The organism is Cupriavidus necator A5-1 (assembly GCF_000744095.1).
In the GTDB taxonomy this organism is placed as follows: Bacteria; Pseudomonadota; Gammaproteobacteria; order Burkholderiales; family Burkholderiaceae; genus Cupriavidus; species Cupriavidus necator_A.
Map to the genome: position 1 here is coordinate 331,022 of NZ_JQLI01000001.1, position 23,674 is coordinate 354,695.

11 protein-coding genes and 10 pseudogenes are annotated in these 23,674 nt (G+C 62.8%); 16 read left to right on the forward strand and 5 right to left on the reverse strand.

Annotated features, from left to right (window positions below):
- The first annotated feature begins 19 nt into the window (after positions 1–19).
- From K307_RS01640 to K307_RS01680, 9 genes and pseudogenes are all read left to right on the forward strand, one after another.
- A complete protein-coding gene (locus K307_RS01640; RefSeq protein ID WP_042875914.1) occupies positions 20–1,354 on the forward strand; it encodes an FAD-dependent oxidoreductase in 1,335 nt (444 codons plus the stop codon).
- Positions 1,351–3,036, forward strand: coding sequence for a dihydroxy-acid dehydratase (locus tag K307_RS01645; RefSeq protein ID WP_042875916.1), 1,686 nt, complete (start codon positions 1,351–1,353; stop codon positions 3,034–3,036). Before K307_RS01640 ends, K307_RS01645 begins: the two co-directional genes overlap by 4 nt.
- 18 nt (positions 3,037–3,054) lie before the next feature.
- Complete coding sequence (locus K307_RS01650; protein WP_042875918.1) at positions 3,055–4,029, forward strand: Bug family tripartite tricarboxylate transporter substrate binding protein; 975 nt, start codon at positions 3,055–3,057, stop codon at positions 4,027–4,029.
- Between the two features lie 234 nt (positions 4,030–4,263).
- A pseudogene (locus K307_RS45155) lies at positions 4,264–4,816 on the forward strand (DUF4158 domain-containing protein); the annotation flags it as partial.
- Between the two features lie 102 nt (positions 4,817–4,918).
- Complete coding sequence (locus K307_RS01660; protein ID WP_230625406.1) at positions 4,919–5,824, forward strand: YceI family protein; 906 nt, start codon at positions 4,919–4,921, stop codon at positions 5,822–5,824.
- A gap of 60 nt (positions 5,825–5,884) precedes the next feature.
- Positions 5,885–6,395, forward strand: a pseudogene (locus K307_RS01665) (hypothetical protein).
- A 1,145-nt stretch (positions 6,396–7,540) separates the two neighbouring features.
- Positions 7,541–8,206 (forward strand): ArsR/SmtB family transcription factor, encoded by a 666-nt coding sequence (locus K307_RS01670; protein WP_042875922.1) that lies wholly within the window; start codon positions 7,541–7,543, stop codon positions 8,204–8,206.
- 25 nt (positions 8,207–8,231) lie between these two features.
- Positions 8,232–8,969 carry an MBL fold metallo-hydrolase gene (locus K307_RS01675; protein WP_042875924.1) on the forward strand — a complete coding sequence of 246 codons (738 nt, stop codon included), beginning with the start codon at positions 8,232–8,234 and terminating at the stop codon, positions 8,967–8,969.
- Between the two features lie 3 nt (positions 8,970–8,972).
- Entirely contained in the window at positions 8,973–10,238 is a 1,266-nt protein-coding gene (locus tag K307_RS01680) for an MFS transporter (RefSeq protein WP_042875926.1), read from the forward strand.
- A 128-nt stretch (positions 10,239–10,366) separates the two neighbouring features.
- On the opposite strand, the pseudogene K307_RS45170 reads toward K307_RS01680, so the two are convergent.
- A pseudogene (locus K307_RS45170) lies at positions 10,367–11,251 on the reverse strand (efflux RND transporter permease subunit); the annotation flags it as partial.
- Positions 11,252–11,819: 568 nt separating this feature from the next.
- Here K307_RS45170 and K307_RS01690 point away from each other — a divergent pair.
- On the forward strand, positions 11,820–14,672 hold the full coding sequence (locus K307_RS01690; protein WP_042875929.1) for an ankyrin repeat domain-containing protein: 2,853 nt from the start codon (positions 11,820–11,822) through the stop codon (positions 14,670–14,672).
- 210 nt (positions 14,673–14,882) lie between these two features.
- Positions 14,883–15,065: pseudogene (locus K307_RS01695) on the forward strand (H-NS histone family protein); the annotation flags it as partial.
- A gap of 88 nt (positions 15,066–15,153) precedes the next feature.
- Here K307_RS01695 and K307_RS01700 read toward each other — a convergent pair.
- Positions 15,154–15,526 (reverse strand): annotated as a pseudogene (locus K307_RS01700) (transposase); the annotation flags it as partial.
- Positions 15,527–15,568: 42 nt separating this feature from the next.
- Between K307_RS01700 and K307_RS01705 the strand changes: the two are divergent.
- Positions 15,569–16,737 (forward strand): annotated as a pseudogene (locus K307_RS01705) (IS110 family transposase).
- Positions 16,738–17,051: 314 nt separating this feature from the next.
- Here K307_RS01705 and K307_RS47255 read toward each other — a convergent pair.
- A pseudogene (locus K307_RS47255) lies at positions 17,052–17,219 on the reverse strand (IS630 family transposase); the annotation flags it as partial.
- Between the two features lie 55 nt (positions 17,220–17,274).
- Here K307_RS47255 and K307_RS45175 point away from each other — a divergent pair.
- A pseudogene (locus K307_RS45175) lies at positions 17,275–17,702 on the forward strand (aldehyde dehydrogenase family protein); the annotation flags it as partial.
- 32 nt (positions 17,703–17,734) lie between these two features.
- Here the strand turns inward: K307_RS45175 and K307_RS01715 are convergent.
- Positions 17,735–19,243 carry a M81 family metallopeptidase gene (locus K307_RS01715; RefSeq protein WP_042875932.1) on the reverse strand — a complete coding sequence of 503 codons (1,509 nt, stop codon included), beginning with the start codon at positions 19,241–19,243 and terminating at the stop codon, positions 17,735–17,737.
- A 109-nt stretch (positions 19,244–19,352) separates the two neighbouring features.
- Positions 19,353–20,672: an MFS transporter gene (locus tag K307_RS01720; RefSeq protein WP_042875933.1), complete on the reverse strand. Its 1,320-nt coding sequence runs from the start codon at positions 20,670–20,672 to the stop codon at positions 19,353–19,355.
- A gap of 142 nt (positions 20,673–20,814) precedes the next feature.
- On the opposite strand from K307_RS01720, the gene K307_RS01725 reads away from it, so the two are divergent.
- From K307_RS01725 to K307_RS01735, 3 genes and pseudogenes are all read left to right on the forward strand, one after another.
- Positions 20,815–21,771, forward strand: a complete 957-nt coding sequence (locus tag K307_RS01725; protein ID WP_042875935.1) for a LysR family transcriptional regulator — start codon at positions 20,815–20,817, stop codon at positions 21,769–21,771.
- 280 nt (positions 21,772–22,051) lie between these two features.
- Positions 22,052–22,581 (forward strand): annotated as a pseudogene (locus K307_RS01730) (IS630 family transposase); the annotation flags it as partial.
- A 145-nt stretch (positions 22,582–22,726) separates the two neighbouring features.
- Positions 22,727–23,395 (forward strand): annotated as a pseudogene (locus K307_RS01735) (PDDEXK nuclease domain-containing protein); the annotation flags it as partial.
- Between the last annotated feature and the right edge of the window lie 279 nt (positions 23,396–23,674).

Consider the following 23,674-nt stretch of genomic DNA (forward strand, 5'->3'; position numbering starts at 1 on the left):
GCAAATTTTTGGAGACAAAATGACTACGTATTCATCTGGGGCCGTTGCCGAGCCACCGCGCTCGACGCCGGTGATCCGGACGGCGGACATCTGCGTGGTGGGCGGGGGCGCCGCCGGCGTGGCGGCCGCCATCGCGGCAGCGCGTGCCGGTGCGAAGGTGCTGCTGCTGGAACGCGAGGGATTCCTCGGCGGCACTTTGACTTCGGTCAGCCTGGGCAGCATCTGCGGTCTTTATGCGGTCACCGAGTCGGAAGTCCGCCAGATCGTCGGCGGGTTCTGCAACGAGGTCATCGAACGACTGCGAGCTCTCGACGGGGTAGGCGAGCCAACGCGGTGGCTCGAGACGGCCTCGTTGCCCTATGACCTTTTCGCGATGAAGGTCGTGCTCGACCAGCTCATCCAGGACGCCAAGGTCGAGGTGCTGTTTCACGCGATGGTCGTGGGTGTCGCCATGGACGGCGAGGACGTCGATGCCGTGCTCATCGAAACCAAGCAAGGTCGGCTGGCGATCCGCGCGAAGGCATTCGTGGACTGCTCGGGCGATGCGGACGTGGTGAAGTTCGCCGGCGCACCGTTCGAAATTTCCACGGGTGACCTGCAGTTCCCGACCACGATGGTGCGCTTTGGCGGTGTCGATACCACGGCGCTCGGCAACCTGAGCCGGGCGGCGCTGCGCGAGCGTCTGGAACGCGCCGTGGAAGACGGCTACGACCTGCCCAGAACGGCCGGCGGCGTGTTCGCCGAACGGCCGGGTCTGGCGCATCTGAATATCACGAAGGTCGCGGTGGATGGCAAGTCGCCGAACCCGTTCGACGTCAGCGTGATGTCGCGGGCGGAGCTGGCCGGGCGGGAACAGGTTTGCCTGTATCTGCAGGCCTTCCGCAAATTCGTACCGGGTTTCGAATCAGCGTTCGTGATGGATACCGGCGCCGTGATCGGCGTGCGCGAGAGTCGGCGCACTGTCGGCAGCTATGTCCTGACCGATCAGGACGTGCTCGAAGGTGCGCGGTTCTCCGACGCTATCGCCTGCTGCGCCTGGCCAATGGAAGACCACGCGGCGGGCCGTGCAACCAAATGGATCTGGTTGCAGCCAGGCACGTACTTCCAGATTCCGCTGCGCTCGCTGACGCTCCCCGGCTTCGACAACCTGATGGTGGCGGGCCGCTGCGCATCGGCCACGCATGGTGCGCAGGCGTCGATCCGCGTCACCGCGCAGTGCTTTGCGATGGGCGAGGCGGCGGGCCATGCCGCTGCAGCCGCCGTGACGCGGCAATGCAGCGTGCACAGCGTTCCCGCCACTGACATCCAGCAGGCCCTGGCCCGCAACGGCGCATTCCTTGGAGACGCGCAATGACTTCGCAGAAATATCGTAGCAACTTCGTCCCCGGCACTACGCGCTGGGCGCTGCGCAAGGCGCAATGGCAGGCGCTTGGCCTCAGCGATGCGGATATGGAGAAGCCGAAAATTGCCGTAGTCAACACGTCGTCGGAATTGTCGAGCTGTTTCAGCCACCTCGATGGGGTGGCGGCGCAGGTGAAGGCGGCGATCCGCGCGGCCGGTGGCGTGCCGTTCGAAGTGCGCACCGCTGCGCCGAGCGACTTCATCACCAGTGCGGGCAAGCAGGGGCGCTACATCCTGCCGTCGCGCGACCTGATCGTCAACGACATCGAAGTGCAGGTCGAGGGTGCGCAGCTTGACGGCATGGTTTGCCTGGCGTCGTGCGACAAAACCACCCCCGGTCAGATGATGGCGGCGGCGCGGCTGGACATTCCGACGATCGTCGTGATCTGCGGCTACCAGGCCAGCGGCCAATACAAGGGCGAGCATGTCGATATCGAGGACGTGTTCGAGAAGGTCGGCATGCATGTGACCGGGCAACTCTCGTTCGAGGATCTCGACGGCATGTGCAAGCGCGCGGTGCGTAGCCCGGGCGTTTGCGCCGGGTTGGGCACGGCCAACTCGATGCACATCGTCTGCGAGGCGCTGGGCCTGACACTGCCGGGCGCGAGCCCGGTGCTGGCGAGTTCTCCGGCGATGGTGGAGCAGGCCAGGGCGGCGGGGGCGCGCATCGTCGAAATGGTCAATGCAGGCCTGACGCCGCGCAGCATCCTGACGCCGGCGGCGTTCCGCAATGCCGTCAGGGTGGCGCTTGCGCTTTCCACGTCGATCAACGTTCTGCGCCATCTGCAGGGCGTTGCCGAGGAGGCGGGCACCGATGTCGATCTCTACGACCTGTTCGAGCGCCTTGGCCGTGAAGTGCCGCTGCTGGCCACCGTCAAGCCGAATGGTCCCCATCGCACGGAAGAGCTGGAAGCGGCGGGTGGCACGCTGGCCACAATCAAGCGCTTGGCGCCGATGATCGAGCAGGATTGCCTGACGGTGTCCGGCAAAACCTGGAATGCGATTCTGGACGACTATGAAGCGCCGTCGCCATCCATCCTGCGTACGCTTGAAGATCCCATTTCGACCAAGCCATCGCTGGTCATCCTGAAGGGATCGCTGGCGCCCGAGGGCAGTATCCTGAAACTTGGCAATGCTGGCGAAAAGGCGGAGCGCTTCCGTGGCAAGGCCATGGTGTTCCACTCGCAGGAGGAGGCCATTGCTGCGCTGGCGGATGGCAGGATCACGGCCGGCACCGTGGCATGCCTGCGCGGCATGGGCCCGATTGGCGGGCCGGGCGTGGCGCTGGCCTCGTCGTTCGTGGCAGCGGTGGAAGGCGCGGGATTCAACGGCAAGGTGGCGGTCGTGACCGATGGTCAGTTGTCGGGCCTCAATCGCGGCGTGGCCGTCGGTCAGGTCTGCCCGGAAGCCGCCGCGGGAGGGCCGCTCGCGCTGGTTCAGGATGGCGACGACATCGAAATCGATATTCCCGGCCGGCAGATCAACCTGCTTGTCGACGAGCGCGAGCTGGCCGCGCGGCAAGCCCGAGCGGCGCCGATCCTGGGCGCCACGGAGCAGGGCTGGCTGAACATCTATAGCAAGACAGTAAAGCCGCTGGCTCGCGGTGCCGTACTGATCCCGATCCATCCCCGTTGAAGATTATCTGGAGGAGACATGAAAGCAATCATCAAAATCACCTGGCGCACGGCCATCGTTGCGGCAACGCTGGCGTCCGGCATGGCCGCGGCAGCGTACCCGGACAAGCCGGTACGCATCGTTGTGCCGTATCCGCCCGGCGGCGCATCCGATACCACGGCACGTGTGCTGAGCGAAAAGCTCAAGGAAGTCACCGGCGGCACCTTCGTGGTGGAAAACCGGCCTGGCGCCAACGGCAACATCGCTGCGGAAATGGTGGCGAAATCGCCGGCGGACGGCTACACGCTGCTGATGGCGAACGTCGGTCCGAACGCAATCAGCCAGACCATCTATCCGCACCTGAACTACGACGTCAACAAGAGCTTTGCGCCGATCGGCCAGACCACCACGGTGCCGATCGTGCTGGTTGCCGGCCCGAAGGTCAAAGCGACGGACATCAAAGGCCTCGTGGCTGAAGTCAAGGCCAACCCCGGGAAATACACTTTTGCCTCCGCCGGCAATGGTTCGTCAAACCACCTCGTTGGTGAAATGTTCAAGTCGGGCCTGAAGCTCGACATGATGCATGTACCGTATAAGGGGGACGGCCCGGCGATGACCGACGTGATGGCCGGTCAGGTATCAATGATGTTCACCACGGCGGTTGCCGCGCGTCCGTACATTACGGGGGGCAAGCTTAGGCTGATTGCCGTGGCCAGCAAGAAGCGCGTGCCGGCATTTCCGAGTGCGCCAACCATTAGTGAGACGGTGTTGCAGGGCTTTGATGCCTCCTCCTGGGGTGGTATTGTTGCCCCGGCAGGAACCTCCCCAGAAGTTGTCAAACAGCTCAACGCCGCGCTGGTTAAGGTGCTGGCCATGCCAGACGTGAAGGAGAAGCTCGCGACCCTCGGTGCGGAAGTTGTAGCCAGCAAGCCCGAAGAGTTTGCCGGCTATATCAAGAGCGAAACTGACAAGTGGGGTGCGGTCGCGAAGGCGGCCAATGTCGTGGCTGAATAACCGCGATAGGGGCAGCGCGCAGGATGGGCGGTGAGCGGCGGTACGCTGCTCACCGCATTATTGCGTCAACGACGGAATGACGATCTCCTTGGCATGATTTCGGTGCAATTTACGACGGTTCGCAAGCCCAGCTGGGGCACAGGTTCTCAAGCGTAAGTTATTGTTTTTTCGAGGTTTGCTGTTCGCCTTTGCTTGACGTATCGTGTTTGGCCCACTGCACGGAAGGTGCACGAGATGCAAGGCTGGCAGAGCACCCATTTTGGGCGCGCGCGAGGTGCCGCGTGAACTCAGCAGTTTCGAATTGCAGCCGTTTTTCACATACAGCCGCGCCGAGCACGAACTAATCGGGCGACGGCGCGGCCGGGCGACGGCGCGGCGCAACGATGAAGCTGGGCCTGGCGCTGCACATCGGCTTTTTGCGGATGAGCGGTTGCCTATTGGACGCGTTCAGCATCCTGCCACCAGCACTGCTTCGCCATCTTGGCACGGAACTCGGTATCAAGACGCCTGATCTGGCGTCCTTGCGGGCGCTCTACGCGCGTGGGCGAACCCTCTCCGAGCATCAACTGCTGGCCTGCCAGACGCTCGGGTTTCGTTGGATAACGATGCATCAACGCCGAGCCCTTGTGCGGGCGCTGCGTGACGAAGTGCTGCATTGCGCCGATCGGGACCGATTGCTGTCGTATGCGCACCAGTGGCTGTATCAGCATCGACTGAGCTGGAGGTCCATGCCGCCGCCTCGATCCTTTCGGCGGTACCTCCGGCAACATGGCGACGATGGCTAGCGTAGCAAGCAACCCTTCGGCATCTGGGCGGCACGCAATGGAATAAATCATGGCCCCCAGGCGTTTAGTCAAATGGACCATCATTTTTCTGCCAAGGAGGGGTCATGCGCGATTCGCCACACCGGTTCCTTGCCACTCGCGGACACGCGATTGCCAGACTTGTGCTCGCCACTTTCACATTCTTGGCGGGTGCCCTCTGCCAGGCCCAGCCAGCCGAGGCGGACGGGTGGCCAGATCGGTACGTGCTGGAGCCACTACGCTCGATCGTCACGTTCGACGTCGACGCCTTCTCGGACTCGCATATCAAGATGCGCTTTCACCGCATGCATGCCCAGCTTGAAGGGACGCAGGCCGGCCTTGACTCAGGCCGCGTGACGGTGACGATCGATGCTTCAAGCGTTGAGGCGCACCCGCGCTTTCTGTCCCTGATCATCCGGGGCGGCGGCATGCTCGATGTGGCCCGCTATCCGGAGATCCGCTTTGTCAGTACCCGCTTTGTACGGACCGGGGAAGGCAGTGGGTGGCTTTTCGGCAACCTTACGATCCACGGCGCTACGCGCCCGGTCAGCCTTCTCGTGGCACCCGGCGGCGCCATCGGAAGTCCGAGGCGCGACGGCACGCTTGCCTTCTCCGCGGCCGGGGAAGTCAGCCGCCGGGAGTTTGGGCTGTCAGCATGGTTCCCCACTGTGAGCGATGCCGTGCACGTGAATATCCAGGTGGAGTTTGTGCATGGACCTTTAAGCGCCGGGCAGTACCAGGGGGTTTTTTTCCCCAATGCAACACAGGAGAACATCATGTCGACCCGAATTGTTGCGGCATTGCTTGCCGCGTTCCTTCTTGCGGCTTGCGGTGGAGGCGAGGACGATTCCGTCACCACGGCCGGGTCGGGGGCGGGCATGACGGGCGGCGCCTCGTCGGGAAGCGCTCCCGGATTCCAGCCTACGCCAGGCACCGGGGGTGGCGGTGGTGGCGCAGGCGCCGGTGGAGCAGGGGCCGGGTCCGGAATGTAGCCGGTGGATCATGCCTGGATCAAATGCCGGCCGACAGAAACTGCGGCTTTCGGCATTGGAGTGCAATATCGTTTCGCCATATGGCTGGCCGGCAGCGCGGTTGCGCTGGCTGCCTGTGCGTCCCTGCAATCGCTCCAGACTGTACAGAAAATGACCGGCAGTCCGGCAAGCTCCGTGCGTGAGACCTTTGGCGCGCCCACGGAGACCTATAAGCTTGCCAACGGCACCAGCCGCTGGATCTATTCGCACCAGCCCCTGGGGTATGAGGTCTACGCCGGAGATTTTGACGCGAACGGAAAGCCGGTCAGCTTCGGCCAGATGTTGACCGAGAAGGAGATCTACGAGGCAAAGCCGGGGGTCTGGACCAAGCGCGACGTGGCCGAGCGCTTCGGCCACGTCGCGCGAGCCTGTTCACTACTACGCGCTCATGAAGCGCGAGGCTTGGTCGTACCGGCTCTATGCGAGTGGCTATCAGCCGGCTCACTTCAGTGTCTACTTTGATGACCGGGGGGTACTGGATCGCACGATGATCATCGTTGATCCGCTTGGAGGCGACCGGCGGCGCAAGTAAGGCTGCACCTGGTGATGCCTCCGGCTTTCGAGGTCGGCCAGCGATGGCCGGAGATCGCTGGCCTCGCCGGGAGGCTTGCACGCGTGGGCATTCACGGAGATCCATTGGCTGCTGGCAACCCTTCTCTGCCGTTGGGGGCTCGTTGGCCCAACGGCGGTGTTGGAGGTAGCGGCATGTAGGGCGACCGCGCCGCAGTGGTGTTCGCAAGGCCTGAAGAGATTTCGACATTCATTCAAAGGCAGTGCCCATGACCGACGAAGCCGGTACATGCAGCTTAGCGTGCCCTCGGCACTGCCGCTGCGACGGCCTCGCCAATGGCCTGCCTCACGTCTTCTCGCTATCAAAGTTGGGCCCCGCACCTGACTACTTCTCGGCCTACCCGGCCGTCAGCACAGGCTTGCCAGCAAGTGGACCCTGAGCGCTGCCATCCGATTTGAATCGCAAATTGAACTCCCAGAAGGTGTGGGTTTTCCGGTCGGCAGTGGTGGAGCCGGTACGCGTCGCCGCAATAGCGGATGGCGGTGACTCGTGACGCCGCGTCAGACTCCTTCAAGTTCGGCAGGCCCCGATCGGGAGCCGACACGCGACCAGTGGAAACTGCCTCAAGGTAAGCAACCAGATCCGCTCGGGTGCGCGCGTCGGCAATACCGGGAAAACCCATCGCATTACCCGGCACCAGCGCCGCAGGGCTCTTGAGCCAAGCATCCAGGTTCCGCGTGTCCCAGACCAGACCTGATCGCTTTACAAAAACCAAGCGGAAACGGGTTCGGGAAACTGGGGCGATACATCGGCCGCCGATTCTCGCCACCGGAATCATTCCGAAGAGAGAAATGCGACCGCTATGGTCGACTTTCATTCCCATTCGGGCGTTCGACGAGGACTTCCTCCTCCCGAGTCGCCTTCATGCGTCAATCGCGGAACTCTTCCAAACGGCACTACGACGACCCGAATGGTCATTCGCCCAGAGGCCTGCGACGACCGAAACCTTAGTGGAGTTGCCGCGCCTGGCTTTGGACGAGGTTGTCTTGGCTCAACTTGCTGAGCGAAGGTCGGTTGCCCACGACGGCGATTGCGCTTGCCACGGGCCCACCGGGCCCTCCGCTGCAAAATCTTGCCATAATTCTAATATTCACTAGAATGATGGCATGAGAGAGTTGAAGAATCACCTTTACGAGCAGGTCGCCCGGATCGGGAAAGCTGTAGCCAGCCCGAAGCGGCTGGAGCTCATCGAGCTCCTGTGCCAGGGCGAGAAAACGGTCGAGGTACTGGCTGCCCAAGCGGGAATCAGCGTGAAGCTGGCTAGCGCCCATCTCAAGGAACTCCGCGAGGCCCGTCTCGCCGAGACTCGCAAGGATGGAAAGTATGTCGTGTACCGGCTGGCCAGCACCGGTGTGGCCGACCTCTGGGTGACCTTGCGTTCCGCAGCCGAAGAGCGGCTGGTCGAATTGCAGGTGGCACTGGCGACCATCGTCGAGCATGGCGATGACCTTAAAGGATTTGACCGGGTCGCCATCTTGAGGAAGGCAAGGGCAGGGGAGGTGCTGGTGCTCGATGTACGCCCTGCCGACGAGTTCACCGCGGCCCACCTACCGCATGCTCGCTCCTTACCGCTGGGCGAGATTAAGAAGCGGCTTGCCGAGATCCCCAAGGACATGCCTGTGGTTGCCTACTGCCGAGGACCCTTCTGCCTGATGGCCAAAGACGCCGTCGAGCTCCTGCGCAGCAAAGGCTACCACGCCTTCCATTTGACCGATGGTGTGGCCGAGTGGCGGGCCCACGGGTTGCCCATCGAGGTTCAGGGCAACCCATGAAGGCGCTTGGACACAGGAGACAGTTATGTTCTTCCGGCAACGCCCCGCAGAAAGCGCCACGCTTTCATACTTCTTTGGATGCGCTGGTGTCGGCAAGGCAGTTGCCGTCGACGTCGTCGCCGGCGACGAGGCCTGGTTCATTGCCGAGGCCAAGAAGGGAGGCGTGGTGATTGCGCATGTGATCGACACCCATGTACACGCCGATCACTACTCCGGGGGTCCCGCACTGGCGCGTCAGGTCGATGCGCCCTATTACCTGCACGAAAGCAACAAGGGACGGGTCGCATTCGACTTCGCGTCGCTGGTCGATGGCCAGCGACTGAAGGCCGGCAATGTGCTGGTCGACGTCCTGCACACTCCCGGGCACACACCCGACAGCGTCTGTCTGCTGGTGCGCGACCTGCGCCGAGGCGACGAGCCATGGTTTGTGATGACTGGAGACACGCTGTTTGTGGGGGCCGTCGGACGCCCCGACCTCGCTGGCATGGAACGCGAGATGGCCGCCCAGCTTTACGACAGCCTGCATCAGAAGTTGCTGACGCTGCCCGCAGATCTCGAGATCTACCCAGGGCACCAGGCTGGCAGCGCGTGCGGCGTCGGCTTGTCTGGCAAGCCTGCGTCGACCATTGGTTTCGAGAAGCGCTGGAACGCAGCGCTCACCTTGGAGAAATCCGCTTTCGTCGAATACCTGACCAAGGAGATCCCCCCTCACCCCGCCAACATGGAAGCCATGGTGCAGGCAAATCTGGGTTGGGGGCGCTAAGGCATGAACACGGCGCGGATCCGCCTCGGGCTGCGTGAGAACCTCGGCCAGTTTTCGCTGCTGGTCCTCGTCAATGCATTTGTTGGTGCCATGGTGGGCCTAGAGCGCAGTATCCTGCCGGCCATTGCCGAGCAGGACTTCCACATCGCGGCGCGCACGTCGATTCTTTCCTTCATCGTTGTGTTTGGCATCACCAAGGCACTGACAAACTACTTTGCCGGGCGTTTTTCCGACCGCTTCGGCCGGAAGCGAGTCTTGGTGGCCGGATGGCTGGTCGCCATACCGGTCCCATTCATTCTGATGTGGGCACCCAACTGGAATTGGGTGGTCGGAGCCAATGTCTTGTTGGGCGTGAGCCAGGGGCTGACGTGGTCCACCACAGTCATCATGAAGATCGACCTGGTCGGCCCGAAGCAGCGCGGCCTGGCCATGGGACTAAACGAATTTGCCGGGTACTTCGCGGTGGCAGCCAGCGCACTGGCCACTGGTTGGACCGCCGCCCACTTCGGTCTCAGGCCCGAACCCTTCTACCTGGGCGTCGTCTACGTTGCTGCCGGGCTGCTGCTTTCCGCGCTTGCGGTTCGCGAAACCCGGGATCACGTCGTGCACGAGTTGCGTGAGCACCATCCTCAAGCAGTTGCGGACAAGCTCAGCCAAGCCGAGATTTTCCGCCGCACATCGCTGACAGATCGCAATCTCTCCAGCGTCAGCCAGGCCGGGCTAGTCAACAACCTGAACGACGGCATGGCCTGGGGCCTGTTCCCGCTGGTCTATGCCGCAGCAGGGATGACACTGTCGCAAATCGGCGTGCTAGCTGCGATCTATCCAGCAATCTGGGGCGCTTTGCAGATTCTCACCGGCGCTCTATCGGACAAGATTGGCCGCAAGTGGCTGATCGTGTGGGGGATGTGGTTGCAGGCAGGGGGGATTGCCGTCACCGCAGTAGCAGCAGAACTCCGCGTGTTTGGTCTGGGTGCCGCCTTGCTTGGAATCGGCACGGCGATGGTCTATCCAACCTTGCTCGCCACGATCGGCGACGTGGCCCACCCCTCCTGGCGCGCTTCCGCAGTGGGCGTCTACCGGCTCTGGCGTGACCTTGGCTACGCGGTGGGAGCCCTCTTGGCCGGTATCACTGCGGATATGTTCGGCGTGCCGACGGGGATCTGGCTGGTCGCGGCGCTGACCTTACTGTCGGGTGTGGTCGCAGCAGTGCGGATGAGCGAAACCCATGCAACAGGTAAAGCACGAGCGCAAAGAGCGGCCCCATAGCCACAGTCTTGCCCATCGCCGTCCTTTTTCCCTGGGGGCCCGATTGCAGGCGCTCGCGCTTGATGTGCGGTCAGACAGGCCCGCCTGGATAGCTTCAACTGGATCGAAGACAATCGACCGCGCATGCACAATGCAAACGGGATATTCGCCATGATGATCAGCGTCAGCATGGCGGACCGGTAGCGCGAATAGAGCACCAGGTAGATCAGGGCGAGCGACACCATAGACAGCAGCACGATAAGTTGTGTAGCCTGTTCCTGGGCCTGGAATTGCCCGTCAATATTCACGAAATATCCGCCCGGCAACCCGGCTTGCGCGACCGCCGCCCGAACGTCGCCGATAACCCGTGCCATGTCGGCACCATCCGTGTTCGCGTAGACGACGATGCGACGGCGGCTGTTCTCCCCGATCTGGTTCGGCCCATCGCCGTCCTCCACGCTGGCGATTGCCGACAGCGGTACCGGACCGCGCGGCGAATCGAGCATGACCCTGGCCAGGTCCTGCGGCGTGCGGCCCACGTCTGGGAGTCGCACGACAAGATCGTAGCGGCGCACGCCCTCTATGACCTGCGTGATCCGGGTGCCGTCCGACAGCGTCTGCAACGCCTTCAGCGCTTCCCCGGCAGGGATGCCGTGCTGCGCCGCCTTGCGGTAGTCGAGACACACGTTGACCTGCGGAATTAGCACCTGGCGCTCGACCGTGATATCCACCAGCCCGGGCACGCTCGCCAGCCTGCCGCGTACGTTCTCTGCCTGGCCGCGCAGGGTATCGAGGTCGTCGCCGTATATCTTCAGCGCGATCTGCGCGCGTACGCCGGAAAGCAGGTGGTCCAGCCGGTGCGAGATCGGCTGGCCGATCGCCACGGATGCCGGCAGCACTGCCAGTTGCGCGCGAATCGCCGCCATCACTTCTTCGCGGCTGCGGTCCGAGCGTTTGAGGTCCACGTCGATCTGGGATGAGTGGACGCCCTCGGCATGCTCGTCGAGCTCGGCCCGGCCCGTGCCATTCGCTATTCCGGGGAAATGCCGGGCGTGCGCCGGCGACGCCGGTGCGCGCTCAAGTTGGCAGTGAAGCTGCCGCCCGAAGGAAACATTGGAGGGGCCCGGACGAGACCAAGGATGTCGTCCCAGGTGCTTCTCACTTTTGCCACGCTGGCGGGATGTTCCGCCCGCGCAGGGCACAGCCAAATGCGCCACAGGATTCAGTGAAGGGAGGGCGCCACGAGAGAAGGGGGGATCGTACCTTCCGTGCGAAATTTGGCGGTTTAAGCCGAAGAATCATTACGCATCAAAGAGTTGCAACAGCGCTGGCGGTGCAAGGGGAAGGCCCGGAGCCTTGCCCCTGGCTAATTGCCGCGACTCTTGACTCTTTTCTCACGAAAGGTACGATCACCCCGAGCTGGCCGCTGCGCAGCACCCGGCCGAGCAGGACGAAGCCGTAGCGGCGCTGGCGCACCAGCTATTGGCAGGATTGTGCGTGGCGCCGCGCGAGCGGAGGATTCTCACGGGGAGAGTCCCTGCCTTCTACTAGAATATCGGATCTGTTGAACGATAGAGGCTGCGGCCGCGCATCTGCACGCTCATGAAGATCCTTGAATACATTGGCCTCGACGTCTCCCGCGTCAAGGGCGCCTACCGCAAAGTCACCGAAGCCATCGGCCGCGACGACTTCCGTGCCGCGCAAGTCAAGAAGCTCAGTAGCCTGACGCACGGAAAATTTTACCGTGCCCGCCTGGACGACGCCGACCGCCTCCTATTCTCGCTCGTGCGCCACAACGGTCAGACTTGTGCGCTGATGCTAGAGGTGATCGAGAACCACGATTACCGGAACAGCCGCTTCCTACGCGGCGCCGAGGTTGACGAAAGCAAGATACCCGACATCGATGCGGCCGAAGCGGCGCTTGCGGCCGAGCCTGTGCGATACCTGCATCCCGCACGTACCGACATTCACCTGCTGGACAAGCCAATCTCCTTCGACGATACACAGGAAGCCGTCTACCGCCAGCCGGCGCCGCTCGTCGTGGTCGGGTCTGCAGGCAGCGGCAAGACCGCGCTGACCCTGGAAAAGCTCAAGCAGGCGGAAGGCGCGACCCTGTATGTCACGCATTCCGCGTATCTGGCAAGCAATGCGCGCGATCTCTATTACGCCAATGGCTTCGAGCATCCCACCCAGGAGGCGGAGTTCCTCTCCTACCGCGAGTTCGTCGAGTCGATCCGCATGCCGGCAGGCCGCGAGGCTGGCTGGCGCGACTTTGCCCAGTGGTTCGAGCGCCAGCGCCACAATTTCCGCGATATCGACGGCCACCAGGCCTTTGAGGAGATCCGCGGTGTTATCGCAGCCGCAGCGTATGGCGTACTTGAGCGCGACGCCTATCTGGCCCTAGGGGTGCGCCAGTCCATCTTCGCCGCGGACGTGCGCGGGCGCATCTATGACCTGTTCGAGAAGTATCGCGCGTGGCTGACCGACAGCGGCCTGTATGACCTCAACCTGGTGGCCCAGGCCTGGCAGCCGCTGGCGAGCGCAAGCTACGATTTCATCGTGATCGACGAGGTCCAGGACCTGACCATGGTGCAGTTGGCGTTGGTGCTCAAGACGCTCAGGAAGCCCGGCCAGTTCCTCCTGTGCGGCGACTCCAATCAGATCGTGCATCCGAATTTCTTCAGCTGGAGCCAGGTCAAGAGCCTGTTCTGGCATGACCCGCAGCTCGCCGAGCAGCAGGCGCTGCGCGTGCTCACCGCCAACTTCCGCAACGGCAGCGAGGCAACACGCGTAGCCAACACGCTGCTCAAGGTCAAACATCGCCGCTTCGGCTCAATCGATCGCGAGAGCAACTTCCTTGTCGACGCGGTAGGCGGTGAAGCCGGCCAGGTCACACTGCTGCCTGACAAGGACAATGTCAAACGAGAGCTCGACCAGAGCATCCGCCAGTCGACGCAGTGTGCCATCCTGGTGTTGCGCGACGAGGACAAAGCCGAAGCGAGAAGGCATTTTTCCACGCCCCTGCTGTTTTCCATCCATGAAGCGAAGGGGCTGGAATACGAGAACATCGTGCTCTACCGCTTCGTCTCCGATCATCGCGGTGAGTTCGCAGAGATCGCCGAAGGGGTCGACAGACAAGACCTCACCTCGGACACGCTCGCCTACCGCCGCGCCAGGGACAAGAGTGACAAGTCGCTGGAGGTATACAAGTTCTTCGTCAACGCGCTCTACGTGGCGCTCACTCGCGCCACCAAGAATCTGTACTTGATCGAATCCGATACCGCACATCCACTGTTCGCATTGCTCGAACCAGCGCAGGGTGGGCAAGCCAAGGTGGAGACGCGTCAGGCCACGCTCGAAGACTGGCAGAAGGAAGCGAGAAAGCTCGAACTGCAGGGCAAGCAGGAGCAGGCCGACTCCATCCGCCGCAGCATCCTGAAGGAAGTGCCGCCGCCATGGCCGGTATTCGACCAGGGCAAGCTGGAGGAATTGCTGCTCAAGGTATTCCGGGAGCAGGTGCCGGGCGTCAAGCCCAAGCAGCAGCTCTACGAGATCGCCGCCAGCCATGACGATCCGGGACTTGCCGCATGGCTCGCGCAGGAAGCTGGCTTCGTGGGGGCCCAGCATTTCGCGGGACAACGAAGCGGTCTGGCCCGCAAGAGCTTTGCGGCGTATTTCGCCGGCAACTTTAAGGAGATCCTTCGGCAATGCGAACGGCACGGCATCGAGCACCGTCTGCCGATGAACCAGACGCCGCTCATGGCGGCAGCCGCCGCCGGCAATGTGCCGCTGGTAGAGGCCTTGCTGGAACGTGGCGCGGATCGCGAGAACGTCGACCACTACGGCCGCAACGCCTTGCACTGGGCCATGCTGGAAGCCTTTCGCGACCCCCGCTTCGCCGCCGGACCTTTCGCGGCGTTCTATGAATTGCTGGCGCCCGCCAGCGTTGACGTGAATACGGGAGCGCGGCTGGTGCGCATCGACCGGCATATGTCCGAGTATTTTTTGTTCCAGACCATGTGGGCATTGTTCAAGTCGCGCTTCACCCACCGCCAGCGCCGGCCCCATGGCGCTTTCGAAACACAAGCGCTGTTGGAGGCCTGGCAGCACTTGCCTACCAATGTGGTGCGGCCGGAGCGCAACAAGCGCCCGCATTTGTCCGGCGTGTTGTCGAGGAATGAAGTGGGGCGCGACTACGCGTACAACCGGATGCTTTTCAAACGATTCGAGCAAGGCTGGTATCAGTTCAACCCCGCGCTGTCGGTACGGCGCCGGCAAGAAGGGCAAGAGGTCTGGGTGCCGATCTACGAGGCCCTCAACCTGCCGCTGATCAACGAGTTCGCCTGGGATTCCGTCTGGTCGCGTATCGACACCTACCTGGCGCTGGCCGGCCTGCCCGGGCGCAACGTCCCGATCGCCGCTGAGCGTGCCTTGGCCAGCGCGCGCTTGACGTGATCGGTCGAGATGTTTGTTCAGCGAAGCGCGGAACACGGCGGTGGCCCAGGCCGAGGGACGCGCGCGGCTGGAGGCACAGGTTGGTGCATTGAACCAGCGGCTCGAGGAGGCGGGTCAGGCACAGCGCCGGCAGGCGGACGAACTGGAGAGAGGTGGCCGGGATTCCAATTATGCTATGTAGAACATAATTGCGAATCTTGGTCGCAGGGCGACTATGGGCTGACGATGGAAGAACTGGCAGCAGCGGGATGCTTTGATCCGCCGCCACCCCCGCCACCGCCGGTCTGCTACCGCAAGGCCGAGGGAATGAGCTGGGACGGGCAGGGCGAGTTGCCGGACTGGCTGCGGCGAGTGGTCAATGCGGGGCAGAGCGTGGAGTTTTTCCGGGTCTAATTGAGAGCGCGCCAAGGCGGGGGCGAGTTTTCCGACTCCCGTTGTGAGGCCAATGAGCCACCTATTGATCTTTCCGTAAATCATGACATCACCAAAAGCTCGCCTGAATCCAGCAGGCAGTGATGATCGAGGGTCGGTGTTGTGCACCTTTGAGCTTGTTGCGGGCGGGTGGTGCGCAACTCGTCGGGGTTCTTGGGACAGAAGTTCGCGATCGCATGACGCTTGAGCCACGCCCACAGGTATTCAACGGGATTGAGCTCGGGACAGTACGGTGGCAGGAAGGTCATTTGGATATGCCCGTCGAGGGAATCGAGGTATTGGCGGACCATCGCAGAGCGATGCGGTCGGGCACCATCCCAGATGATCAGCAGCGGCTGCTCGAGGTGCGCTTTGAGCGGCTTGAGAACCTCGACCACCTGGTCCTTCTTGACGCTGCCTTGGTACAACCGAAACAGGTAGTTGATATGACCGCCCCTACGATCGACGCCCACGGCTAGCCTGCCATGGGCGGCGTAATCTGGCCGCTCCACCGAGTGGCACAGGAGGCCATCGTGTCGGATATCAGACTCTTCGTTGGCATGGATGTGCATCGCGCGACCATCGCCATCGCCGTGGCGGAAGCGGGCCCCAATGGTGAGGTCCGGTTCATCGGCACTTCGCCAACCAACCGACGGCGATCATCGAGCAGTTGCGGCGTCTTGTGATCCGTCACGGACCGATCGAATGCGCCTACGAAGCCGGGCCGTGTGCCTACACGCTGTATCGCAAGCTTATTGCCGCGGGCATTCGCTGCATCGTCGTCGCACCGTCGCGACTGCCTGCCGTCAAGGGTCGCGTCAAGAATGATCACCGCGACGCCATGACCCTTGCCCGCCTGCTGCGCTCGGGCGATCTGGTCGCGGTCTGGGTTCCGGATCCGGTGCACGAGGCCATGCGCGACCTGGTGCGGGCACGGCAGGCGGCAAGCTGGGACGTGCGCAAGGCGCGGCAACGCATTCAGAGCTACCTGCTGCTGCGCGATCGTCACTATGTCGGCAAGTCCTGGTCGCGCCAGCATCGCCTCTGGATCGCCGCTCAGCAGTTCGAACACCCCACTCAGCAGATCACGCTGCAGGGCTACGTCAATGCCTTGGAGCAGGCCGAATCCCGGCGCGCTGACCTGGACGCCCAGATTGCGGAGATCTTGCCAGCTTGGGCGCTTGCGCCCACGGTTACCGCCTTGCAGGCCTTGCGCGGCATTGCCACCATCATCGCCGTCACCCTCGTTGCCGAAGTCCGCGACTTCAGCCGCTTCGCTTCGGCGCGCGACCTGATGGCTTACCTTGGCCTGGTCCCTGGGGAACACTCCAGCGGCACCACGGTCCGATCGCGGGGTATCACCAAACAGGGAAATTCCGCTATCCGCGCGCTGCTGTATGAAGCCGCGTGGTGCTATCGGCAAGGCGCCAAGGTCGGGCAATGGATGAAGACGCATATACCCGACTCGGTGCCACAGTGCGCACGTGACATCGCCTGGAAAGCGCAACTGCGCCTGTGCGCGCGATACCGGCATCTGGTGGCGCGCGGCAAGAAGAGCCAAGTAGCTATAACCGCCGTCGCGCGCAAACTGCTTGGATTTGCCTGGGCGATCGCCATGCGCATCCCGACACCGATTGTGGCGAATCGCGGCTGAGACTTGCGCATACAACTTCCATTCAACTTCTAGCATGGAGCCGCCAGCAGACAGAACGCGTGGGCCTGGTTTACGAGGGAACCCCCGAGCCACGATTTGGGTCTGCCGTTGCAGACCTCCGCAGGTAGATCGGGGCAGCCGTCCGACGCATCGTTACCCTGGGTTATCCAACACCCGCATGAGAGTTTGAGCAACCGTCGTGTACGCCCACGCGTTCTGCCTGCTGGCGGAACGACTATCGAAGAGCTATTCCCTTTCCAGCCCATACGCTGAACACATCGATTCTGTTGCTTGACAGGGTGGCGGTCATGAGAATTGGTGCGACTCAGGCCGGCGATCACCGACACGTGGTTCCAGTTGAAATGGAACTGGATAACCGGCGTTTGCCCCTTCAACGCCCAGGTCCGCACCCGTGTGGGGCGTTCGCTGATACCGTATTCGTCGATGAAGACGATCAATCGGCCTTCGCGCCGGGCTTTTTTTTAAGCGGCGCCAGCAAAGAATCGGTTGTCATGTTTTTTGTAAATCTCAATAGTCATGAAACACGAACATAACGTCACCACCACGTCGGTCACCTGATCGATGGCAAGCGGGTGGACGGAGGTCCCCGGGTTCAGCCGGTCTTCGACCCGGCCACCGGCGCATCGTCACGCAGCGTCGCCATGGCCGAAGCTTCGACGGTGGAAGCCGCCATTGCATCGGCGCAGGCCGCGTTCCCGCATGGCGCAGTACGCCGCCGCTCAAGCGTGCGCGCGTGATGAGCCGATTCAAGACGTTGCTTGAATCCTATGCCGACGAGTTGTGCGCAGATCACGGCCGAGCATGGCAAGGTGCTGGCAGATGCGCACGGCGAGCTGCTGCGCGGTATCGAGAACGTGGAGTACGTGAGCTACGTAACCGAGCTGCTCAAGGGCCAGCACAGCAAGGACGTGGGCCCGGCCATTGACTCATGGAGCGAATTCCAGCCGCGCAGCAGAACCCCGTCCCGAACTCAACCCTAACCCAAGAACGCCTTCCCCATCGGCTTCATCCGAATCCCCGGCGCCAGCCGAGTCCACGGCAAATCGGCCGGATCCGCCGTCATCGGGCCGGGCGCCTTGGCGACAAGCACCGCGTGGGCGATGCCCTGGAAGTCGGCGCGGAAGTGTACCGAACTCTTGTTGACGAGGATCTTCATCTTTTCCGGTTCGACGCCGCCTATGCGATAGAGATTGCGGTCGAGCATCTGCGCCTTGCCGCCACTCACCACGATTAGTACGCCGTCGATGCGCAAGCAGGCCACGGGCCCGACGTCGGCGAGCATGCCGTTCATCATCGGGCCGTCATAGCGGCACACGCCATCGGACAGGCTCATGACCTCGAAGCGCGCATGGAGCGGTTCGTCGCCGGGGACACCGCAGACGCCGCCCAGCGCCACCTCGATGAACGCGCCGACGCCGGCGCAATGGGCCGCAGCCGCAGCCGCCGGATCCCAGATCAAGCCGATCGCGGCGCCCTTTGCGCCATTGCGCAGCAGTGCGCGCAGCATGCCCGTTGTATTCGAATCACCGCCCGCGCCGGGGTTGTCCTGTGTGTCGGCGATGACGACCGGCTTGCCGGCACCGTCGGAGAGCCGCATTGCCTCGCGTACCGCGTCGTCGGGCGACAGGAACGGCACCTGCCACGCGGCTTCATCGGCCAGCATCTTGTCGTAGAGGGCCTGCACTGCGGCGTCGGCCGACGCGGCGTCGTCGCCATAGCCCCAGATCACCGGACCGCATTCCGGGAAATCAGCCGCCGGAAAGCCGGGCGCGAACGACAGCGAGGCCACACCACCGGTCTCCAGCGCCGCGAGCTGCGCGTACATGCCGCGCGACGGTTCGAGCAGCGTGCACATGCCGTTGATCGGGATCAGGAACGGCAACCGGCGCGCGGCGCAATGCAGCGGACGGCAGCCCGCTGCCTGCCGCTCGAGCAGGCGCTGGAGCAGCATGGCCGCGCGTTCCCCAGTCTCGGCCATGTCCACATGTGGGTACGTACGATACGCGACCAGCGCGTCGGCCTCGCGCAGCATCCGCTCGGTCACGTTGGCGTGCAGGTCGAGCGACGCGACCAGGGGCACGACCGGGCCGGCCGCCGCGCGCACACGCTCGAGCAGCGTGCCTTCGCCGTCGTCGGTATGCTCGGCGACCATGGCGCCATGCAGGTCGAGGTACACAGCCTCGAAGCCGCCCATGCGAACCGCCTCAACGATCTCGCCGGCAATGCGCTCGAAGGCGTCCTCGGTGACATGGGCCGACGGGCTTGCGCCCGCCCAGATAACCGGCAGCAGGGTCCAGCCACGCCTTTCGGCCGCGGCGATGAACCCGCCCGCCGGAATATTGACTTCGCGTAGCGCGAGCACGTCATCGCCGCGCACCATGGCCGGGAAGCCCTCGCCACGCTCGAAGTTCGCGTAAGCGGCCTTCGATGGCGCAAACGTGTTCGTTTCGTGCTGAAAGCCGGCGATCAAAATGCGTGTTGCCAAGGTCGTGTCTCCAAGAATCGGTCGATGCGCCGGCGGTACAGCCGTCAGCGCAGGCGGCATAACGCCGCAAATTGTGTTGATGTGCTTGCGGACCCGCGGACCGGCACCGTCAGGCTTTCGCCAACGCGCGCTGGGGCGCGGGCAGCCGGTTCGCCACGAGCACCGCGGCGCCCGCGACAAGCAGGGCGACCATGACCAGCAGTCCGGCTTCCATGCTGCCCGTCGCCGTGCGGATCGTGCCGATGATGGTCGGACTCAGGAAGCCGCCGATCAGGCCAATCGTATTGATCAGCGCGATGCCGCCCGCTGCCGCGTCGCCCTTGAAGTACTGCGACGGAATCGCCCAGAACACCGTGTAAGCCGCCCACATCATCGCCGTGGCGGTCGTCATGCAGAGCAGTGAGACCGCGAGGTTGCCGCTTGCGAGCGTCGCCGCAGCCAGCGCGACCGCGCCGACCAACGCGGGCACCGCGCTGTGGAAGCGGCGCTCGCCGCAGCGGTCCGAGTTGCGGCCGATGACGACCATCGCGATCGCGGCGCCGATGTACGGGATCATCGAATACAAGCCGATCTGCATGGTATCGGTCACGCCGTCGGCCTTGAGGATCGACGGCAGCCAGAAACTCACGGTGTAGATGCCGCAGATCATGGTGAAGTAGGCAAATGCCAGCAGGTACACGCGCGGGTCCCGCGCCACTTGCCCGAACGAGTGATGACTGCCGCTGGGCGTGTGCAGGTCGGCGGCGAGCATCCGCTTTTCACTGTCGGTCAGCCATTTCGCGTCGGCCGGCTTGTCAGCCAGCACCTTGAGTGCGAGCACGCCGAGCAGCACGCATGGCAGGCCTTCAACGACGAACATCCACTGCCAGCCGGCCAGGCCGTGTGCGCCGGACAGGCCGGTCATCAGCCACGTCGACAGCGGCGATCCGAAGATGCCGCCGATCGGGCCGGCGAGCATGACGATCGCCATCACCCCAGCCATGCGCCGCTGGCCGTACCAGTAGGTCAGGTAGAAGATCATGCCGGGTGCGAAGCCGGCCTCGAACACGCCGAGCAGGAAGCGCAGCGCGTAGAACGTGGTCTCGTCATGGACGAACATCATGCCCGCCGAGGTCAGGCCCCACAGCACCAGGATTCGGCTGATGGTCTTGCGCCCCCCGATCCTGGGCAGCAAAAGGTTGCTCGGGATCTCGAACAGGACGTAGCCGAGGAAGAAGATGCCTGCGCCGAGTCCGTAGACCGCATCGGAGAAACCCAGGTCGCTTTGCATATGGAGCTTGGCGAACCCGATATTCACGCGATCGAGATAAGCGAACGTGTAGCACAGCAACAGGAACGGCAACAGGCGCCAGTTCAGTTTTCGGTACAGGGCCTGACGGGCCGGGCTGTCTTGCGCGGCAAGGTCTTGTGGGCGCGGAATGGCGGACATGTCTCTCTCCCTTAGGGCGAATGTTTTCGATGCGGTGTCGACTGGTGGATCGTCGTGCAGAAGAATAAGCAGAGCAAGAGCAACTTAAGTAGACTAATGTTGCTTTTTAGCCAACGCTTCACATGTCGACCGGGATTACAACATGCGCGAACTGAACCAGCGCCGCTTGCGCTACTTTCATGAGGTACTAACGCACGGCTCCATCCGTGGCGCGGCCGACAGCATCAACACGTCACCGTCCGTCATCACGCGGCAGATCCGGCTGCTCGAGGAGGAGATCGGCGCCCCGCTGTTCGAGCGCCACGCACGCGGCGTGCGGCCGACCGAAGCCGCGGCGCACTTGCTCGAGTACTGGCGCGGCTGCCGCTCCCAGCAGGAACTGTTTGAAGATCGCCTGCAGGCGCTGCGCGGGCTGCAACACGGCCAAGTGCGCATCGCCACCAGCGAGGGTTTTGTCGACGGCCTGATGGACGAGGTACTCACCGATTTCTGCGCGCGCTATCCGAAGCTTGATGTGACCGTGGACATCCTCCCGGTCAACAACGTGCTCCAGGAAGTGGCCGAGAGCCGCGCGCATATTGGCCTTGCCTATAATCCACCGACACATCCGGATATTGAGTACATCGCAACGTCGTCGCAGCCGGTGGTTCTGATCGTCCACGCCGGACACCCGCTCGCCATGCAGGGCGGATCGGTCAAGGTGCACGAACTCACCGAGTATCCGCTCGCGATGATGCCGCCCGCTTTCGGCCTCGGGCAGGTCGTGCAGATGCTCGCCTACGCCGAGAATATTCACATCCGCCCGACCCTTACAACCAACTCCCTCGCGGTGCTGCGCCACTTTGTCAAGCGCAACAACGGCGTCACGCTGATCGGCGCATTCGCGGCCTATCGCGAACTGGAGGCTGGCGAGCTCGTTGCGCTGCCAATCGCGCATCCTTTGTTGGAAGCTGCCAAGGCGCGGCTGTTGGTCAAGGCGGGACGGCCGCTCGGTGTGGCAGCCGATACGTTGTTGCGCTGCATCCTTCGGGATATGCCGATGTTCGCAGATGGGGGACGGCGAAAGACGGCAGCACGCAGCAGGCGTCGAACAAACTGAAACTGCCACCAAAAATCCGCTGCAGCCTGTGGCTCGCCGCGCGATGTTGTCAATTTTGTCTACGCTGGTATGCGGCGTGCGTTCTTGGAGACCGCGCCAAAGCGGGGGCGGACTCCCTTACTCCCGTTGTGAGTCAATGAGGCACCATTGAGATTTACAAAAAACATGACAACCGATTCTAGGCTGGTGCGATTTATCTCGAACAGGTTGATTGGAGATATGCGCCGTGGCGAAGAGTCCGTTAGACGATGCAACGAAGAAGCGCTTGCGAGCTGGTCGGATGCTGTTGGCGGGCAAGCGGCCAGCCGAGGTGGCATTGGCCGTGGGGGTAGCCCGACAAACGGTGTACACGTGGAAGGCTCTACTCGATGAAGGCGGAATTGATGCGCTACGGGCTGTGCCAGGTCGGGGCCGCCCAGCCAAGCTGGAGCCGGAGCAACTGGCCGGATTGCGCCGGGCATTGCTACAAAGTCCGACTGAGCATGGCTTTGGCACCGAGTTATGGACACTCAAGCGCGTCAGTGCGCTCATCAAGCGAATGTACGGCGTCGAGTTCAGCCAAACGCAGGTCTGGCGCATTCTTGGGGCGTTGGGTTTCAGCGCGCAGAAGCCAGAGCGTCGCGCAATCGAACTAGATGAAGACGCGGTGCGCCACTGGAAGCGCCACACTTGGCCTGCGCTTAAAAAAAAGCCCAGCGCGAAGGCCGATTGATTGTCTTTATCGACGAGACCGGCATCAGCGAACGCCCCACGCGTGTGCGTACCTGGGCGCCGAAGGGGCAAACGCCAATCATCCAGTTTCATTTCAACTGAAACCATGTCTCGGCGATCGCCGGCCTCAGCCGCACCAACTACCTGTTCCGGTTGTATGGTGAAACCAAGGCAATTGTGCAGCAGCCTGCTGCACAAATTCCCCGCCCGGCCACGCTTCCGCCAATGCCCGCATGCTATGCCGGCACAGGCCGTTGACCATGGCTGGTCCCGCAATGTCTTGGTGATGCAGATCGAGATGCGACTGCATGAGCGCCAGGGCCGGGCCGTGACCAACTTTGCGGATCGGTTGCCACCGGCACATTCGGACCTGGCTCGCGAGGCCCTTAAGGATCGGTATATCTTCGACTTCCTGGGCTTGGCTGAGGACGCGCGGGAACGGGATATTGAACGCGCTCTGACCCAACACATCACGCGATTCCTGTTGGAACTCGGCGCAGGTTTCGCCTTCGTCGGCCGACAATACCGGCTCGAGGTCGGCGGCGATGAGTTTTTCATCGACTTGCTCTTTTATCATCTGAAGCTGCGATGCTATGTCGTTGTGGAACTAAAGACCACACCGTTCCGGCCCGAATACGCAGGACAGCTCAATTTCTATCTGTCCGCGATCTGTGGCCAAGTGAAGGCAGAGGACGACCGGCCTTCCATTGGCCTGCTGCTCTGCAAGGAAAATAACCGCTTGGTTGCTGAGTACGCCTTGCGCGGGATGGCCAAGCCGATGGGTGTTGCGGAGTACCAGTTGCTGCGGGAGATTCCGCAGCCGCTGACCCCGGATCTTCCTTCGATCGAGCTTATCGAGGCAGAACTCGCTTCAGATGCGCTGGGCGCTCCGAACAATAGCGATCAAGCCTAGCGCTACCAGTACCACCATCCTCACTGATTGCGGCGTGAGGTTTCCGCGTCGTACCCATGGTCGAGCCTCCGTCCCGGCAGCTGTTGCAGGCTCCGCGGCTCACCATGGCGCGGCATAGGTCTCTATAACGCGTCCTTATCGCCAATCGCAGGCCCGCACAGTTGCGAATACAAAAATTGGGACATCGAAGTACCTAATGCGGCACATTGCGGTGTTTTTTGGGGCGTCTTGTGAGCAAGTGCTCTATACTGCGCGAATAGGTCTTCGTGCTGTCCTGCC

Bases quoted from the DNA above. Each gene is read 5' to 3' on its own strand.
- K307_RS01640 (WP_042875914.1), top strand. From the start codon at position 20: ATGACTACGTATTCATCTGGGGCCGTTGCCGAGCCACCGCGCTCGACG.
- K307_RS01645 (WP_042875916.1), top strand. From the start codon at position 1,351: ATGACTTCGCAGAAATATCGTAGCAACTTCGTCCCCGGCACTACGCGC.
- K307_RS01650 (WP_042875918.1), top strand. From the start codon at position 3,055: ATGAAAGCAATCATCAAAATCACCTGGCGCACGGCCATCGTTGCGGCA.
- K307_RS01660 (WP_230625406.1), top strand. From the start codon at position 4,919: ATGCGCGATTCGCCACACCGGTTCCTTGCCACTCGCGGACACGCGATT.
- K307_RS01670 (WP_042875922.1), top strand. From the start codon at position 7,541: ATGAGAGAGTTGAAGAATCACCTTTACGAGCAGGTCGCCCGGATCGGG.
- K307_RS01675 (WP_042875924.1), top strand. From the start codon at position 8,232: ATGTTCTTCCGGCAACGCCCCGCAGAAAGCGCCACGCTTTCATACTTC.
- K307_RS01680 (WP_042875926.1), top strand. From the start codon at position 8,973: ATGAACACGGCGCGGATCCGCCTCGGGCTGCGTGAGAACCTCGGCCAG.
- K307_RS01690 (WP_042875929.1), top strand. From the start codon at position 11,820: ATGAAGATCCTTGAATACATTGGCCTCGACGTCTCCCGCGTCAAGGGC.
- K307_RS01720 (WP_042875933.1), bottom strand. From the start codon at position 20,672: ATGTCCGCCATTCCGCGCCCACAAGACCTTGCCGCGCAAGACAGCCCG.
- K307_RS01725 (WP_042875935.1), top strand. From the start codon at position 20,815: ATGCGCGAACTGAACCAGCGCCGCTTGCGCTACTTTCATGAGGTACTA.